Source organism: Halomonas sp. (genome assembly GCF_052095695.1).
Lineage (GTDB): Bacteria > Pseudomonadota > Gammaproteobacteria > Pseudomonadales > Halomonadaceae > Vreelandella.
The window spans coordinates 46,852-63,428 of the sequence record NZ_JBQDLQ010000010.1 but is presented as its reverse complement, the minus strand read 5'-3'; the positions used below and the strand labels follow the sequence as shown (position 1 = coordinate 63,428).

Here is a 16,577-nt window from a genome sequence, read left to right as displayed (position 1 = left end):
GGTACCGAACAGGGTAATGGTGCCCCCCAGGATAGAAGCAAAGCTGAGCGGCATGAGCAGCCGCTGTGGAGATAAACGCAGCCGCCGGCTCCAGCTCATCACCGCAGGGATATAGGTAGCCACGACCGGGGTATTGTTGACAAAACCACTGAGCATCGCCACGGGTAATAGCAGGCGCGCCAGGGCGCCTCTTTCGCTCGTAGGGCGCCCCAACACATAGCGAATAATGAGATCAATCCCACCGGTTTCACGAATGCTAGCCACCAGCACGTACATAAACGCGACGGTGAATAAACCGCTATTGGCAAAACCACCTAACGCCTGCTGGGGATCAATGACTCCCAGCGTCATTAGCACGATAACCGCGCCCAGCAAAATAATATCGGGCCCGAGGCGTGAAAAAGCCATAAGCGGAAAGATCGTAACCACCACTGCTACCGCAATCCATGCATCCAGCGACATACCCACCCCATTCTTAATCCACAAGCCGGGGCTATTGTGACGCCAATCATATATTCTAAAAAGTTATTTTTAGAAACACCTAAAGAACAAAAAGGAATATAAGCGTAGCCATAGTGGTGCCAATACCGCGGCTTACAGCGCGATTAAAATGACGGGCAACAAAAAGCCCCGCGCTTGGCGGGGCTTTCCGATCAATCAACGCTAAGCGCTAATTGTTAACATCTCATGGTTTAAGAATTAACTTAAACAACTTTGATGTTAGAAGCCTGAAGGCCTTTTTTACCCTGAGTGACGTCGAAGGAAACCTTCTGGCCGTCTTGCAGAGATTTGAAACCTTCAGACTGAATTTCAGAGAAATGTGCGAACAGGTCGTCGCCATTGTCATCAGGAGAAATGAAGCCGAAGCCTTTAGTGTCGTTGAACCACTTAACGGTACCAGTTGCCATGATCGAAATCCTCGATGTAGCTAATCAAAACCGGGAAATACCCGAATTACAGTGGGTAGAACAAGAAACTTTCACCAGAATTAACGCTTGAGGCGTTTCTATACTGCTGACAACGTTCGACTTGCTAACCAACTGAGCGTAGTTTGCGCCTAACCCATGCCCCCGTCAACACTACTATAATACCTAGTTAAAAGCCTCTAAATTCCTGGACTTCCGCTGAATTTCATCTATGTGGCGCTAAGATCCAATTGGCAGCCTTCTCCGCAATCATTAAGGTTGGAGAGTTCGTATTACCACTGGTAATGGTGGGCATGATACTGGCATCGGCGACGCGCAGACCGCTGATACCGCGAACTCTCAGCCGCGCATCCACCACCGCCATAGCATCGTCCTTGCGACCCATGCGCGCAGTGCCAACGGGATGAAAAATGGTCGTCCCTATATCGCCCGCCAACCGGGTAAGCTCATCATCACTTTGATACTCAGCGCCCGGCTTCACTTCTTCAGGCGCATATTTGTTAAAGGCAGGCTGCTCGGCAATATGCCGTGTGACGCGCAGTGAGTCCGCTGCCACCTTGCGGTCTTCAGACGTACTCAGATAGTTAGGCGAAATGGCCGGCGCTTGTCGCGGGTCGCTACTCTTTAGCCGTACTGTCCCCCGACTGGTGGGGTTTAAATTACACACGCTTGCGGTAATGGCAGGGTATGCGTGCAGCGGCTGCCCAAAAGCCTCAAGGCTCAGCGGCTGCACATGGTATTGAATATTGGGATGCGCGTGCTCTGGCGAGCTACGGGTAAATGCTCCTAGCTGCGAAGGCGCCATGCTCATAGGCCCAGAACGCTTGAGCAAATATTCAAGCCCAATACCGGCTTTTCCCCATAGCGTACTCGCCATGGCGTTTAATGTTTTGCCATTGGTAATTTTATAGACTGAGCGAATCTGCAGATGGTCCTGCAGATTCTCGCCGACGCCCGACAGTTCATGCACCAAGGTAATGCCGTGTTTGCATAACAGCCCAGCAGGCCCCACGCCGGAAAGCTGCAGCAAGTGCGGCGTACCAATGGCACCGGCACATAGCACCACTTCCCCACTTACTGTCGCTCGCTGGACGCTGCCATTGCGCTCAACCTCAACGCCCGTACATTGCGGCATGCCCCCCTCTTCGTTAAAGCACAGCCGATTAACCTGCGTGGAATGCCATAGCGTTAAGTTGTCGCGCTTAAGTGCCGGGCGTAAAAATGCTTTAGCGGTATTCCACCGAAAGCCCGAGCGTTGATTGACGTCGAAGTAGGCCACGCCCTCGTTTGAACCGCGGTTAAAATCGTCGGTTCGCGGGATACCTGCCTGCACGGCAGCCTCGGCAAAATCATCTAACACAGGCCATTTCAGGCGCTGCTTTTCGACCCGCCATTCGCCGCCATGCCCATGAAAGCCGCGATGTTTAGCGTCGCCATCGCCGCCCGCATCTAATCGATAGTGGTCTTCGTGCTTGATAAAATCAGACAAACAGCTTTCCCAGCGCCAGGCATCGTCGCCCGTTACTTCAGCCCAGTGGTCGTAGTCCCGCGCCTGGCCGCGCATATAAATCATGCCATTGATGCTGGAACAGCCGCCCAGGGTTTTGCCACGTGGATAAATCAATGAACGGCCGTTGAGCCCTTTGTCGGGTTCGGTGCGAAAAAGCCAGTCGGTACGCGGATTATTGATGCAGTAGAGATACCCTACGGGAATATGAATCCAGTGGTAGTTATCGCGCCCTCCCGCTTCTATTAGCAGGACGCGATGTTTTGGGTTTGCGCTCAAACGATTGGCCAGCAGGCACCCGGCGGTGCCTGCACCGATAACAATATAGTCATAGTGGTTATTAGCTAATTCTGACATCACGGGCTCCGGTAACGTTAAGGCGCTACTTCGCCACCACGAGCACAGTACTTGCGTGCATGCCTGTCTCTGCCACCGGAGAGAGGCGGCTAAAAAACGCGTTAATTAATTGGATTGTTGCTGTCATGGGCCTACCTTTAATAAAAACGTGGTTTGAAAAGGCTGCTGATAAACGCATAACTAGAGACTAGCCTACTGGGTTCGCCAAGGGAGCCTAGGCGTTAGTTTAATGCCGCTGCCCACAAGCTAAGCCCCACGCCTATTCGTAGGCGTTTGTTTGAACCGTATTCCCTCAGCCACATAGCACCCGTCCAGAGTGCTGGCGGCCCGACCTTCGACTTTTAGACTTCATGACGGAACTCATTGCCTAAGAGGATGCCAGATAAAGAGCGTGTCATTAAGCATGAGCATACATTTTGTACTAAAGTGAAAGCTTAAGATAAGTAGACCGGTCGATTAAGCGCCCAGGAGCTGGGCGGTTTGACCAACACGTTGATCTAAAGATAGGAGATCTTATGAGCAACAATATCACGACGATTAATCCGACTAACGGCGAAACCCTCGACACCTATAAGCTAATGAGCAGCGGTGGAGCCAAGCAGGTAGTGGATGCTTGTTACGAGGCATTTCTGGAATGGCGCCTTGAGTCCCTTGAAAGTCGCGCTAAAACGGTTAAAGCGATTGGCCAAGCACTTCAAAAGCATAAAGAAGCACTGGCCGATCTTATGGTCAAAGAAATGGGCAAACTGCCTGACCAAGCGCGCCAAGAAGTTGACCTGTGTACCGGCATTTGTGATTACACCGCTGAACACGGTCCTAAAAAGTTAGCTGACGAAGAGCGCCAGCCTGGGAACGGTGAACGCGGCTTTGTCACCTATTCGCCGATGGGCGTCATCTACGGCATTCAGCCCTGGAACTTCCCTGCTTATCAAGTCGTGCGCTACTCAATCGCCAATCTAATGGCGGGTAACGGCGTATTGCTTAAGCACGCCGAAAACGTGACCGGAAGCGGCCTGTTGCTGGAAAAAATCTATCGCGAAGCGGGCCTTCCCGAGAACGTCTTCCGCACGCTCGTGATCTCTCACGACGTGTCTGATGAAGTAATTGGCCACTCTGCGGTTCGCGGCGTCACGCTTACCGGCAGTGACGGTGCAGGCCGCAAGGTCGCCGCTAAAGCCGCCGAACATTTGAAAAAAACCGTGTTAGAACTAGGTTCCAACGATGCTTATCTTGTGCTCGACGATGCCGAGCTAGATCTCGCGGTAGAAACCTGTGTTCAAGGGCGTGTCTATAACGGTGGCCAAACGTGCGTTGCGGCTAAACGCTTTGTGGTGACTGAAAAGAACTATGATGCGTTTAAAGAACGCTACGTGGCTCGTATGCAGGCACTGACCGCGGGCGACCCCAACCAAAAAGGTAGCGACCTTGGCCCCATGGCCCGCGTTGATCTGCGCGATGCTCTTCATAAGCAGGTAGAAGAGAGCGTAAGTAAAGGCGCAAAAATTCTTTGCGGCGGTGAAAAGCCCTCAGGTAAAGGCGCATTTTATCCGGTCACCGTGCTGGACAATGTGACCCCTGGGCAGCCCGCTTATGATGACGAACTGTTTGGCCCGGTAGCGGCATTAATTCGCGCTAAAGATGATGAAGATGCGATGCGCATCGCCAACGACAGCCGTTACGGCCTGGGTGGTGGGATCATCTCTAAAGATGTTAAGCGCGCAACAGAGCTTGCCAGCAAGTACTTTGATACCGGCATGGTATTTATCAATGGCTTTGGCGTCGCGACACCAGAAATGCCCTTCGGCGGTGTAAAAGACTCTGGCTATGGACGCGAGCATGGCGGCTTTGGCATGCTTGAATTCGTCAATGCCAAGTCGGTTATTGTGGTTAAGGAGTAAATCATCCGATAAGACCACTAAGCCGCTAAAACCAAAACCTCGCAGGCCATTGCCTGCGAGGTTTTTTTATTGCGATCGCGTATTAGATAGTGCTGGCTCGACGCTGCCAAAGCCTCAATGCAGCCGCCACTATAAGCCAGGTGATTAGTGCAGCGATAACATCATCCAGCACAATACCGAAACCACCCGGCACCGCCTCTGCTAAATGTATCGGCGGTGGTTTTAACGCGTCGAAAAAACGATAAACGCCGAATGCCAGTGCCATTATCAGCGGGTGGCGCGCCGCTCGCAGGCCAATCACGGCGAGAGGGAAAGCCACGTACTCATCGGCCACAATGCTGCCATGATCCAAGCCGGCAAAATGCAGCGAAGCGACATGGCAAACCGGTATCGCAATGGCTATCAATACCACTATGATCGCCGCCTGCTGAGACATCGGCCTACCCAGCAGCCACCATGCCAGTGGAACACCCAGCAACGAGCCAAACGTACCCGGTGCTATCGGCGCCAGCCCTAACCCAAAGCCAGTGGCCAGCCATAGATTGAACGTTTCGAGCATTAACCAGCCTGCTGAGCTTGGTGCTCGAGCTCAGTCGTCATCTCTTTGGGTAGATTAAGAGCACTGGCCAACTGGTCTAGCCAAGCACGCTCCATCGGGTTGTGATCATCAGTGACAGCCACGCTGATCAAGTACATCTCACGCGCAGCCTGTGGGGAGTCCGCTTCGCGAGCCAACGCCTGGGCATCCAGCGGCGCTTTTAGCTGCTGCTCTACCCAGTTGTGCATCTCCTGGTCGGCCCCTAGCGCATCAATTTGTTCGGTAATCAGCGCCTGCTCTTGCTCGTCAATGTGGCCATCGGCGCGGGCGGCCATGATCATCGCCTGCAGCAGTTCAAGGCTACGCCGCTCTTGGAATTCACCGCTGAGCACTTCTACCCGCTCGCCCTCTGCCACACTCGCCTGTTCAGCGGTGGGCTGTGCGCCGCCATTCTTAGCCGCTTGTGAACTCTGCCACGCTTTCCAAGCCAGCATGCCCACGCCCGCAATAGCGCCATACTTAAGCGCTTTGCCGCCCATGCTGCGGCCACGTTTTGAGCCTACTAGCATGCCCATTGCACCGCCGCCCAGCAGGCTTTTTACGTCAAAACCACCGGATGAGCCGCTGCCTTGACTACTGCCGCTACCGCCGCCTAACTGCTTAGAAAGTCCGCTCAACATTCCCTTAACATCGACACCGCTGCCACTAACGCCCTTCTGACTACCGCCGGCTTGCTTCATCAACTGCTGCAAAATTTTGCTTGCGTTCATCCTTGTACTCCTAAGTCGATATTATCTTTTGGCTCTTGTAAAGACTAACTCACGTTATAAAACATACTGTATGAACGCAGCATGAACTAACGCTGGCTGAGACATTAAAAAACTTAGACATCAAAGTTGTGTCCCCTTTATTTCCACCGAACTACCGTGGCGACTGGCACGCACGTCTATACGCACGGGCATTTGCTCTTTAAGTTCGCTGACGTGTGAGATAACGCCAATCATGCGCCCGCCCATTTGCAGCTCGCTAAGCATGGCAATGGCCTGATCCAAGGCATCTTGATCCAGGCTGCCAAATCCCTCATCAATGAACAGTGTATCCAGCTGAATACCGCCAGCATACGCCTGCACCACATCTGAAAGCCCCAGCGCCAACGACAGCGCCGCCATAAATGATTCACCGCCGGAAAGTGTCGCCACTGAACGGTTCTTGCCGGTGTAGGTGTCGGCTACATCCAGCTCCAGGCCTGACGCTCTGTTACCTTTGGAGGGGTCTTCCCGGCGCACCAACTGATAGCGCCCGCGGCTCATGCGTACCAGACGTTCAGAGGCTTGAATCAGCACGTCATCCAGCAATACGCCCAACACAAAGCGTTGCAGGCTAATACGATGCCCGGTGCGGCCATTAGCGACCTCGCTTAGCGTGCCCCACAGCTGATACTGGGCTTCCAGTTCGGCCTGGGCAGCGTGGGCCGCGGCCAGTTTTTGGTGAATGCCTTTGAGCGTGGTTAACCTGCCGTCAAGCGTTCGCCACGCCTCCAACTGGGTGTTCTCTTCCGCTTGGGCAGCCTCGGTTAGCCGGGTCAACGCAGCGAGATCTGGCGGTGTTTTATCCGCCAACTGGGTTTGATAACTCTGCAGCGCCCCTTCCAGTTCAGCCAGTCGATGCTGATACGTTTCAACCTGACGCGTCAGCTCTTGCCGCTGGGTGTCGTCCAACTGTGCCGCCTGAAACGCCGTGTCATCTTCGAAGGGGCTGGCCTGTAGGGCCGTTTGCCACTCGGTTTGCGCCTGCGCTTGCACCTGTTGGTGACGCTCGACGCGTTCGCTAGCACCGCGTAACTGCTCTTCCGCCCGCGCCAACTGGGTTTGAGCGATCGATAGCGTCTGCTGAGCGCTCTCCCAGGCTTTTTCAAGCAGGGCGATTTGGTGTTCAAGCTCAGCGAGGGTTCGGCGCATGGCCTCAGGGTCGCGGGCCTCTTCCGGCAGCGATTGGCTCAACTGGTCGCGCTGACTCTCCAGGCGCAAGGCGTCTTCTTTCGCCTTTTCAACCGCAGGTTGCTGGGCTTTCAGCTGCTTATCCAGCGCACCCCACTCCCGGCGCAGCGCATCGCGGGCGGCGGTTTGCTGGCGAATTTCCGCCTCAACGCTTTCCCGCCGCTGTGCTTGGCGACGCAACTCTTCGCAGGCATTTTCCAGTTCTATCAGCGCCTGGCTGGCCCACTCGCCCAGTTGCTGGTTAAGCCGCTGAACCTGGTCTGCGTTGTGACTAATCTGCTGGGTAAGCTGATGGTGACGACGTTCAGCATCTTGCTGCGCCTGACGGCTTTTTTCCAAGGCAGAGCGCGTCGTTTCTACCTGCGCTTGCGTAACGACAGCTGCGTTTTGAGCCGCTGGAGCTGGGTGATCACGGCTGCCACACACCGGGCAAGGGGCGTCCACTTCAAGGCTAAGCGCTAACAGTGCGGCCTGCCCCTGGTGCCAGTACATCTCCTGTTCAGTGGCATGTCGCTGCGCTTGCGCCACTTCGCTTTGCTGTCGGCTGAGTGCTTCCGTTGCCTGCTGCTGTTGGGCGATTAACTCCCGCCCCTGCCGGGTGAGTTCGTCCAGCTCCTGGCGCTGATTGAGTAGGCTTGCATGGCTGTTTAGCTCCGCGGGAGCGCTAGCCAGTTGCTGGAACTCCAGTTGCAAACGCTCAAGGTTCACGCCAATGGCTTCGCCTTGATGACGAATACTCTCTAGCTGGGCCTCATCGCGCTTAAGCGCCGTATCGCCTTGTTGCCAGGCAGCCTGCGCCGTTTGAAAACGCGCCTGCAGCTCGCTTAATTGCTGGCCTTTGTGGATAAACTCACCCAACTGGCGATGCCGCTCACGCAGTGTGGGGAGCTCCGTCTGACGCTGGCGTGCCGTTTCCAGCGTTTGCTGCGCCTGTTCGGCACTTGTGCGTTGGGAGGTTAACGCGGCTTGCGCCTGGCGCTGTTCTGCTTGAGCGGCGGCTAACGCCTGCTGCGCTTGGGCGAGCGCAGTGCTCTGTGGGCGCAGCGCCTGCGCGTGGGCACTTTGCGCTAAATGCTCCTTAATGCTTTGTACATAGGCGTGCTGCTCAAGATGGCGAGCTTTATCCGCCGCAAGTGACTCCCGGGCCGCAAATTGGCGCTGCAGAGCCTGAGCTTCGTCGCGTTGCTGCTCGGCCTGGCGGCGCTGTTGCTGGGCGGTGTCAAAGCGTTGCCGTGCCTGTTCTACTTGAGGCGCCAGCGCCTCTTGCTCTTGCGCTAATGCGGCTTGGTTTTCCAGTTCACCACCGGCGAGAATGCCGCTAATATGCTGGCGATGGTCATTCACCGCCCGCTCGATTTGATTGGCCTGGGTACGCAGGCGCTCTTCAATACGCTGAAAAATCTGGGTTTGAAACAACTGGGAGAAAATCACTTCGCGCTCTTTGGAGCCTGCCAACAGCAGTTCTCGGAACTTGCCCTGGGGGAGTACCATGACCTGACGGAACTGGTTAGCATCCAGGCCGATCAGGGTTTGCAGCTCCGCAGTGGCATCGTTGACCTTGCGCGCGACCAAGCAGGTTTCCTGCTCGCCCTGTGCGTTCAAGCGCCACAGCTGGGCTTCCGCGTTATGGGTGGTGGTGCCTTCGCCGCGCGCTTTGGGGCGCTCCTGCTGGGGCACGCGACGCACCCGGTAATCTACTCCACGCAGGCGAAAATCCAGCATGACTTCGGTCAACAGCGTGGCATCGGCCTGGTCGCAGCGCATCTGGGTGGGGTCGCGCTCATTGCCGGTAGTCTGACCATACAGCGCAAAACACAGTGCATCGAGAATCGAGCTTTTACCGGCGCCGGTAGGCCCGTTAATCAGAAACAGCGGGCTTCTACCCAGCGCGGTGAAATCGATGGTCTCACTGCCCGCAAAAGGGCCAAACGCCTGCATGGTGAGGACTAGTGGCGTCATTGCTGGGCCTCATCGCGCTGCAGTTGGGTAATTAACGCTGCCATGGCGCTTGCCTGCTCTTCGCTCATGGCCTCCCCACTGGTTTGATTAAAGAAGTCACTAAACATATCCAGGGCATCAAAGCGCAGCCGGTCGCGATCAAGCTGCTGATGGCCACGGGCGTCCAACATACCGGGCTTCTCCAGATGCAGGACATTGGGATACACCTCGCGAAGCTTGCCCATAGGGTCGAGAATGGCGTGGCGATCGGTAAGCCGCACCAGCAGGTAATCATCAGCGTGCGGGTCTGTTCGCCCCTGGGCGATCAATGCATCAATCTCACCCTCTAATATGCGCACTTCACGGCAGGGTATTAGCGGAATCTGTTCAATCTGGGTGACACCAGACTCGTCGATATCCACCAGCGTGACGCCTTTACGCTGATTAGCTTCCGAGAAGCTATATTTGAGCAGTGAGCCGCTGTAGCGAATATGCTCGCCACCGCGGTATTGCGGGCCATGCAGGTGGCCAAGCGCCACATAGTCAAAGCCTTGCATGGGCTCCCAGGCAACGCTTTCGGCACCGCCTAGCGTCAGCGGGCGCTCCGAATCTGAGGCGCTGCCGCCATCTACAAAGCAGTGGCTCATCAATATACAGCGGCGCGTTGGGTGACGCTGTTCGCTAATTCGTTCGACCAAATAACGATGGGCACCGTCAAAATCGTGCACGTCGACCTTAAAGTGACTGCGCACATGCTCAGGATCAGCGTAGGGAATACCGAAAACATCTACCTCAACGCCATCGACAGTGAGCGTCACGGGGGTCGCGAAGTCAGCCAGGTCAGAGAGAATATGCAGCCCGGCTTGACGCAAGTGGCGTGCGCCAAAGCGCAACCGCTCGGCGCCATCGTGGTTACCCGAAATCATGATGACCGGCAGCTTGCGCACCTCACAGAGCGCATGCAGCACCTCGTCAAGCAATGTTACCGCCGCTGAAGGAGGCACAGAGCGGTCGTAAATGTCGCCCGCAATCAGCACCGCATCGATCTTTTCCCGGTCAATGATCTCGATGAGTTGATTGAGCACCTGACGCTGATCTTCCAGCAATGAAAGATTATGGAATAGTCGACCCAGGTGCCAATCCGCGGTGTGGAGTAAACGCATAACAAGCTCAGTAAAAATGGTGTAACGGCATCATAACAACCCAGCCCGTCCTCTACTCATAAAAAAGCCCCGCACGCTGGCGGGGCTATTCGATGCTCAGGCGCTGACCTAGCGACGGAAAGCATCAGGGTAGTTGGTTAAATCCACGTTCCATAGCACTGGCAGTAGGAAATAAACCGCTGCCACTATTAACAACAAGGCAATAATGTTGATCCAAAAACCAGTACGCACCATCTCAATAATCTTGAGCTTGCCGGTGGCGAAGATAATCGCGTTGGGCGGCGTACCCACAGGCAGCATAAAGGCGCAGTTAGCGGCCATGGCGGCGGGCACCATGAGTACAAAGGGATGAATATCCAGCGCTAATGCCAATGACGCCAGCACCGGAAGAATCATCGTCGCCGTTGCGGTATTCGAAGTGATTTCGGTTAAGAACAGCACCATACCGGTTGCCAGCAGGATCACTAGCAGGAAGTTAGCACCTTCCAGCACGCTCATCTGTCCGCCGATCCACTCTGCTAAGCCTGAAGAACCAAAGCCTGCGGCAATGGCCAAGCCTCCACCGAACAGCAGCAAAATGCCCCAAGGTACGTCTTTGGCAACGTCCCAACCTAGTAAGCAGCCGCCTTTGCTCTTGGAGGGAATCAAAAACAGCAGAATCGCGGCAAAAATAGCGATCATCGTGTCACTGATACCCGGAATGTTGATGATCTGCCCTTGCCATAAAAACGAGCGAGTGATCCACAAAAAGGCAGCCAGCAGGAACACAGCCAGCACCGCTTTTTCTTCAAAGCTAGTAGTGCCTAAGGCAGCCTTTTCTTTGTGGATGAGTTCACGCCCACCCGGCAAATGATTAAATTTGATCGGGAAAAATACCCGTGTCAGCAGCAGCCACGTGGCGAATAGCAGCACCACGACAACGGGGAAAGCAAACATTAACCAGCCAGCAAAAGAGATCTCGATACCGAAAAGCTCGTTAACAATTGCCGCGAGAATAATATTCGGCGGCGTGCCAATCAGCGTCCCCAGGCCACCGATAGTGCCGCCATAGCCAATACCAAAAATCAACGCTTTGCTAAATTTATCAATTTCGCCGCTGTGATCCTCATCACTTTTTTTCAGCTCTTGGCTCACTTGGTAAACAATAGCCGACCCGATCGGCAGCATCATCATGACTGCCGCCGTATTGGATACCCACATCGATAAAAACCCCGTGGCGGCCATAAAGCCAAACACGATGTTATTAATGCTGGTACCCAATACGGCAATAATCGACAGCGCTATTCGCTTGTGCAAATCCCACTTTTCCATGGCCAGCGCGATCATAAAGCCGCCTAGGAATAGGAAAATAATCGGATTGCCGTACGCAGCGGTGACCGTACTGCCTTCAAGCGCGCCGGTAATCGGCAACAAGATGATGGGCAGTAGCGAGGTAACGGGAATAGGAATGGCCTCTGTGATCCACCAAACGGCTACCCACAGCGTGGTCGCCAGCACCATGCGCCCTTCAAAGCTCAAGCCGTCGGGATGAAAGAACATCACGACAAACGCAAATAGCAAAGGCCCAAGCAGTAACCCTACCTTTTGCGGCGGCGTGTAGGCCGGTGGCTTAGGATCAGGGGATGGCTCGCGCTTGGCATTGGAAGCCGCTGCCTTCGCGGCACCACCGGTGGGCAGTGCGCACATCAATAGGTTTTTGGCTTGGTAATGGGAATTCCATAGCTGATCCCATACCGTCATCAGGGCGGTTTTATGCATACAATTAGCGTCGCTTTCGAGATATTAGTGATCGGATGTCGAGAATGCACGCGCAGTTGGTTAGCCTACTAATACGCGTCGCGGGTCTTTCTATGGCGCCCTTTATTTCACTGCAACAGGTATTCAGTCCAGTCATTTACCCAAATTTACCACCAAAGTCTAACAGCCTTTAGTCCTAATTATTAGTTATCGCTAGCTATTACAACGGGCTTTTAGCTCGTAAGTTACTGCCATTATTAATTAATTAATTTCTTATACGCAGATTAAGAAGTCGCGCATGCTAGACCAAGGGACAATGCCGCTGATCCAGCGACCTCTCAAACGCTTCGCCAACGCGTTGCGCAAATGACGTATAACGCCCGACCAGGTCACGCTATGGGCTTTCTTGATCGGCATGACCGCCCTGCCGCTGTTAGCCTGGTACGCCCCAGCTTTCCTAACAAAGCGTTCTATTATTTAGAAGGGTTAACCGAGGGCACTGAAACCGTACTCGCCCTGGTGGTTTTTTGCCTTTTCCCTGGTCATTTTCCGACCCTGGCGACTCTTTTTGCCAGTGCATGTTTTGTCACCACGGCAACACGTCTATGGGGAGGCTACTGGACACTTCGCAGCCTTGCTGGCTGACGCTCAACGGCGGCTTACGCCGCTAATTGAATCGCCCCACTTGCTATTGCGCTACTCCCAAGCGCTGATGACTCAAATGGCGCAAATGGCGATGTGCAATCCACGGGGCCGCTTGAACGCGAACTCATACTGGAAGACGAGAAGCTTGCGCTATTAACCATGCTCGAACGGCCAATGACGCGGCACGTTATCGCGTCGAGCCCTATGTTGTCGCCGCGGACGTATACTCCGTTGCGCCGCACACAGGGTTCGGTGGCTGAACATGGTACACGGGGTCAGCAGGCTGGATGTACCGAGCTGCTATTGAGAGCATCTTGGGTATCCGCCGGGAAGGTGAATGCTGGTTATCGCCCCCTGCCTAACTAGCGACTGGCCAGGCTTTAATGCCACCTTTTTAGGAGATATGCGCCGAGATTTTGACACAGCCGCCCATGGCATACCCGCAGCTGATAGAATACCGCCCGATTCAAGCGCGTTAGCGGCCCCTCGCTGCCACGCCACTCACTTCCCACTATCTGAGAGTTGCGCAATGATCGCTACTGTCCAAGCCGTTTTTCGGCCATTTTTACGGCTAGGCCTTATCCCACAGATTTTAATGGGTATCGTTGCCGGAGTACTGCTAGCTCTGTTTGCACCGGGCATGGCTGGCAATGTGGCGCTACTTGGCCAGCTATTTATTGCCGCTTTGCAGGCGGTGGCTCCCATTTTGGTGTTTGTACTGGTCGCCGCTGCCATCTCGGCTCATCAAAAAGGTCAGCCAACCCATATTCGTCCCGTGCTGGTGCTATATATGGCAGGCACTCTAATCGCTGCGTTAATTGCGGTAGCAGCAAGCTTTCTATTTCCCACCGAACTTGCCTTGAACGCAGTGCAAGTGGACGGCAATCCGCCTGGCAACATCGTTAGCGTTCTACGCGACCTGTTGTTGAATGCGGTTACCAATCCCGTTGGCGCGCTGATGGAGTCGAACTTTATCGCTATCCTAGCGTGGGCAGTAGGCCTTGGCTTAACGCTTCGCCAAGCTAGCGATACCACCCGCCAAGCCTTAAGTGATTTATCCACGGCGATAACCCGCATTGTAACGCTGGTGATTCGCTTAGCGCCGCTGGGTATCTTTGGTTTAGTGGCCGGTACGCTGGCAGAATCTGGCGTTGAGGCGCTACTCAATTACGCCCAGCTACTGGGCGTAATTGTGGGCTGCATGCTATTTGTCGCACTAGTAAGCAATCCGCTGTTGGTTTACTTAACTACTCGAAAAAACCCTTACCCACTGGTATTTACTTGCCTGCGTGGCAGCGCGATTACCGCTTTTTTCACTCGTAGCTCGGCCGCAAATATTCCGGTTAACTTGGAGCTGTGCCGCCGCCTGAAGTTAGATGCCGATACCTACTCTATTTCGATTCCGCTGGGAGCGACGATCAATATGTGTGGTGCGGCTATCACCATTACAGTGATAACGCTGGCCACTACCCATACGCTGGGCATTAGCGTTGACTTCCCCACAGCGCTGCTGCTGTGCATGGTTTCATCGCTAGCGGCCTGCGGCGTTTCAGGCGTGGCGGGCGGATCACTAATGCTGATTCCCATGGCTGCTAGCCTGTTCGGCATCCCGACGGAAGTGGCCATGCAAGCAGTGGCTATTGGGTTTGTGATCAGCGTGGTTCAGGACTCAACCGAAACCGCGCTTAACTCCTCGACTGATGTACTGTTCACCGCAGCGGCCTGTCAGGCGAGAGCAAAGGTGCACTCTTAACCGCCAATCTAGAGGAGTGGCTTGTTTTCATCATAAGCGCGGCAAGAGCCCTCAGTGCAGCGCGCTAAGATGCTTTTGGATGGTCGTCACGATATGGTGGGCGGCCCCCTCCTGAAAACGATAGCGCGGAACGCTAACGCTGATCGCCCCCGAAACGCGTCCATCGACGCCATTCACCGCTTGACCGAAGCAGATGGTACCTAACTCATTTTCTTCATCGTCGATGGCATAGCCCTGCTTGCGCGTCACTGCCAGCGCCCGTCGTAAATCCTCCAGACTCGTCAATGTTTGTACAGTGATCGGTTCCAGCGTTAGCCGCGCTAGGTATTGTTCGCAGGCTTCTTTGCTCAGTGCGGCCAAGTAGGCTTTACCCACCGCGGTTGAGTGCATAGGCACCGGCATACCGATATAAGAGGCCATACGCACAGCGTCGGCCGATTCGACCTTATCGATAAACGTCATGTGATAACCATACGGAATCGCCAGATTAGAGTCGCCTGACAACGGCGTGACTGATTTCGGCGCTCGTCAGTATCAGTTAGATGTTCGCAATGACGATGCCGTGATGGCGTTCTTTGCTCAATTCACGCGCATTGATATGCTGGTTAACTGTGCGGGCGTCATCCTACGCGGTGGTAAGGAATTTACGCCTCAAGGTTTCGCCGATGTCGTGGATATGAATCTAAACGGGACCCAGCGTTGCTGTCAGGCGGCCTTTGAAGCGCTTAAGAACGCAGGTGGCTGTATTATCAATACGGCGTCGATGCTGTCATTGTTTGGCAGCGGGTTTGTTCCCGCCTACTCCGCATCTAAAGGAAGCGTCGCCCAGCTGACGCGCTCACTGGCGATTGCCTGGGCGCCCGAAGGTATCCGTGTCAATGCGCTAGCACCCGGCCGGATAGCGACAGAATTAACGTCAGCGTTAGTTCAAGACAAAGAGCGTTCAGCGGAGGAGCTTATAGACCGGACGCCTATGGGTCGCTGGGGAGCGCCCGATGATTTGATAGGGCCCGCCTTGTTTCTGGCATCACCCGGAGCCAAATTTGTAACCGGTGTCATTCTGCCGGTGGACGGTGGCTACGCCGCTCGTTAAACAATCTTTATCAGGAGAGCCACGATGGAACTAGGCATTAAAGGTCGCTGGGCAGTGGTTTGTGCCGCGAGCAAGGGTCTGGGTAAAGGGTGCGCCATGGCACTTGCCCAAGAGGGAGTGAATCTGGTCATCAATGCCCGCAATAGCGAAACCTTGGCGACCACGGCACAACAGTTAAAAGCGCTGAACCCGAGTATAGAAGTCGTCACCGTTGCTGGCGACATTGGTGATGCGCAGGTGCGTGCGGCAGTGTTAGAGGCCTGCCCCCAGGTCGATATCCTTATCAATAATAATGGCGGGCCGCCGCCGGGCGATTTTCGTGATTGGAGCCGGTCTGACTGGCTCAAGGCATTAGAAGCCAACATGATCACACCCATCGAGCTTATCAAAGCCACCGTTGACGGCATGTCGGAACGCGGCTTTGGGCGCGTGGTGAATATTACCTCCGGTGCCGTAAAAGCCCCGATCGACGTACTCGGGCTGTCTAACGGCGCTCGCAGTGGGCTGACGGGGTTTATTGCGGGATTATCGCGTCAGCCTCAATTGGTGAGTCGCAACGTCACCATCAATAATCTTTTGCCTGGCCCGTTTGAGACAGAACGCCTTGAAAGCGCCTTAGCATCTGAAGCCAACATTTCTGGCCACAGCCTGAAAGACGTGACTGAAAAGCGTCTAAGCGGTGTGCCTGCCGGTCGGTTTGGCACGGCGGAAGAGTTTGGCGCATTTTGCGCATTTATTTGCAGCCAGCATGCCGGCTACATGACGGGGCAAAACTTCTTGCTTGATGGCGGTAGCTACCCCGGTACTTTTTAACGTTTGCACTCCTTGCCCCCTCACAGCTGCCTGTTTCTCGGATAAAAATTCGAAAGCAGGCAACTGCCTATGAAGAATACCCGCCATTATCTATGCGCCAGGCCTGCCCAAATCTGGCACGCGATTACCGCGCTGACTCTCCTGACTGGCGCACTAGTCGTTGACAGGCTAACGTTCTTTATATAGAACGTTCTATATAAAGAACAGCTGGG

At 54.6% G+C, this 16,577-nt stretch carries 14 protein-coding genes; 5 read left to right on the top strand and 9 right to left on the bottom strand.

Translation table 11 applies throughout. The features are described from left to right. The 3 genes from ACTH5D_RS03520 to ACTH5D_RS03510 all read right to left on the bottom strand — a co-directional run. Positions 1 to 462, bottom strand: a 462-nt coding sequence (locus ACTH5D_RS03520; RefSeq protein ID WP_441668437.1) for an SLC13 family permease, incomplete at its 3' end; no start/stop codon positions are given. Positions 463 to 704: 242 nt separating this feature from the next. Beyond that, positions 705 to 908, bottom strand: a complete 204-nt coding sequence (locus tag ACTH5D_RS03515) for a cold-shock protein (protein WP_008958127.1) — start codon at positions 906 to 908, stop codon at positions 705 to 707. 223 nt (positions 909 to 1,131) lie between these two features. Beyond that, positions 1,132 to 2,790, bottom strand: a complete 1,659-nt coding sequence (locus ACTH5D_RS03510) for a GMC family oxidoreductase (RefSeq protein WP_441668435.1) — start codon at positions 2,788 to 2,790, stop codon at positions 1,132 to 1,134. Positions 2,791 to 3,305: 515 nt separating this feature from the next. On the opposite strand from ACTH5D_RS03510, the gene ACTH5D_RS03505 reads away from it, so the two are divergent. Next, positions 3,306 to 4,688 carry an NAD-dependent succinate-semialdehyde dehydrogenase gene (locus ACTH5D_RS03505; protein ID WP_441668433.1) on the top strand — a complete coding sequence of 461 codons (1,383 nt, stop codon included), beginning with the start codon at positions 3,306 to 3,308 and terminating at the stop codon, positions 4,686 to 4,688. An 82-nt stretch (positions 4,689 to 4,770) separates the two neighbouring features. Here the strand turns inward: ACTH5D_RS03505 and ACTH5D_RS03500 are convergent, their stop codons facing one another. From ACTH5D_RS03500 to ACTH5D_RS03480, 5 genes are all read right to left on the bottom strand, one after another. Next, a complete protein-coding gene (locus ACTH5D_RS03500) occupies positions 4,771 to 5,247 on the bottom strand; it encodes a phosphatidylglycerophosphatase A family protein (RefSeq protein WP_441668431.1) in 477 nt (158 codons plus the stop codon). Then, positions 5,247 to 5,996 (bottom strand): tellurite resistance TerB family protein, encoded by a 750-nt coding sequence (locus ACTH5D_RS03495; RefSeq protein WP_441668429.1) that lies wholly within the window; start codon positions 5,994 to 5,996, stop codon positions 5,247 to 5,249. The genes ACTH5D_RS03500 and ACTH5D_RS03495 overlap by 1 nt, the downstream gene beginning before the upstream one ends. A 120-nt stretch (positions 5,997 to 6,116) precedes the next feature. Next, positions 6,117 to 9,182: an AAA family ATPase gene (locus tag ACTH5D_RS03490; RefSeq protein ID WP_441668427.1), complete on the bottom strand. Its 3,066-nt coding sequence runs from the start codon at positions 9,180 to 9,182 to the stop codon at positions 6,117 to 6,119. Then, on the bottom strand, positions 9,179 to 10,324 hold the full coding sequence (locus ACTH5D_RS03485; protein ID WP_441668425.1) for an exonuclease SbcCD subunit D: 1,146 nt from the start codon (positions 10,322 to 10,324) through the stop codon (positions 9,179 to 9,181). The genes ACTH5D_RS03490 and ACTH5D_RS03485 overlap by 4 nt, the downstream gene beginning before the upstream one ends. A gap of 108 nt (positions 10,325 to 10,432) precedes the next feature. Continuing rightward, the gene (locus tag ACTH5D_RS03480) at positions 10,433 to 12,064 is read right to left on the bottom strand and encodes an SLC13 family permease (protein ID WP_441668439.1); all 1,632 of its coding nucleotides are present in this window, start codon (positions 12,062 to 12,064) and stop codon (positions 10,433 to 10,435) included. Between the two features lie 363 nt (positions 12,065 to 12,427). Between ACTH5D_RS03480 and ACTH5D_RS03475 the strand changes: the two genes are divergently transcribed. Both ACTH5D_RS03475 and sstT read left to right on the top strand, forming a co-directional pair. After that, a complete protein-coding gene (locus ACTH5D_RS03475; RefSeq protein ID WP_441668423.1) occupies positions 12,428 to 12,706 on the top strand; it encodes a hypothetical protein in 279 nt (92 codons plus the stop codon). A 529-nt stretch (positions 12,707 to 13,235) separates the two neighbouring features. Next, the gene (sstT, locus tag ACTH5D_RS03470) at positions 13,236 to 14,459 is read left to right on the top strand and encodes a serine/threonine transporter SstT (protein WP_441668421.1); all 1,224 of its coding nucleotides are present in this window, start codon (positions 13,236 to 13,238) and stop codon (positions 14,457 to 14,459) included. A 51-nt stretch (positions 14,460 to 14,510) separates the two neighbouring features. On the opposite strand, the gene ACTH5D_RS03465 is transcribed toward sstT, so the two are convergent. Further along, the gene (locus ACTH5D_RS03465; protein ID WP_441668419.1) at positions 14,511 to 14,963 is read right to left on the bottom strand and encodes an IclR family transcriptional regulator; all 453 of its coding nucleotides are present in this window, start codon (positions 14,961 to 14,963) and stop codon (positions 14,511 to 14,513) included. 4 nt (positions 14,964 to 14,967) lie between these two features. Between ACTH5D_RS03465 and ACTH5D_RS03460 the strand changes: the two genes are divergently transcribed. Then, positions 14,968 to 15,552, top strand: a complete 585-nt coding sequence (locus ACTH5D_RS03460) for an SDR family oxidoreductase (RefSeq protein ID WP_441668417.1) — start codon at positions 14,968 to 14,970, stop codon at positions 15,550 to 15,552. 24 nt (positions 15,553 to 15,576) lie between these two features. Next, positions 15,577 to 16,365: an SDR family oxidoreductase gene (locus tag ACTH5D_RS03455; protein ID WP_441668415.1), complete on the top strand. Its 789-nt coding sequence runs from the start codon at positions 15,577 to 15,579 to the stop codon at positions 16,363 to 16,365. Positions 16,366 to 16,577 lie beyond the last annotated feature (212 nt).

Bases quoted from the DNA above. Each gene is read 5' to 3' on its own strand.
- ACTH5D_RS03500 (WP_441668431.1), bottom strand. From the start codon at position 5,247: ATGCTCGAAACGTTCAATCTATGGCTGGCCACTGGCTTTGGGTTAGGG.
- ACTH5D_RS03505 (WP_441668433.1), top strand. From the start codon at position 3,306: ATGAGCAACAATATCACGACGATTAATCCGACTAACGGCGAAACCCTC.
- ACTH5D_RS03480 (WP_441668439.1), bottom strand. From the start codon at position 12,064: ATGACGGTATGGGATCAGCTATGGAATTCCCATTACCAAGCCAAAAAC.
- ACTH5D_RS03475 (WP_441668423.1), top strand. From the start codon at position 12,428: ATGACGTATAACGCCCGACCAGGTCACGCTATGGGCTTTCTTGATCGG.
- ACTH5D_RS03490 (WP_441668427.1), bottom strand. From the start codon at position 9,182: ATGACGCCACTAGTCCTCACCATGCAGGCGTTTGGCCCTTTTGCGGGC.
- ACTH5D_RS03515 (WP_008958127.1), bottom strand. From the start codon at position 908: ATGGCAACTGGTACCGTTAAGTGGTTCAACGACACTAAAGGCTTCGGC.
- ACTH5D_RS03485 (WP_441668425.1), bottom strand. From the start codon at position 10,324: ATGCGTTTACTCCACACCGCGGATTGGCACCTGGGTCGACTATTCCAT.
- ACTH5D_RS03510 (WP_441668435.1), bottom strand. From the start codon at position 2,790: ATGTCAGAATTAGCTAATAACCACTATGACTATATTGTTATCGGTGCA.
- ACTH5D_RS03455 (WP_441668415.1), top strand. From the start codon at position 15,577: ATGGAACTAGGCATTAAAGGTCGCTGGGCAGTGGTTTGTGCCGCGAGC.
- sstT (WP_441668421.1), top strand. From the start codon at position 13,236: ATGATCGCTACTGTCCAAGCCGTTTTTCGGCCATTTTTACGGCTAGGC.
- ACTH5D_RS03495 (WP_441668429.1), bottom strand. From the start codon at position 5,996: ATGAACGCAAGCAAAATTTTGCAGCAGTTGATGAAGCAAGCCGGCGGT.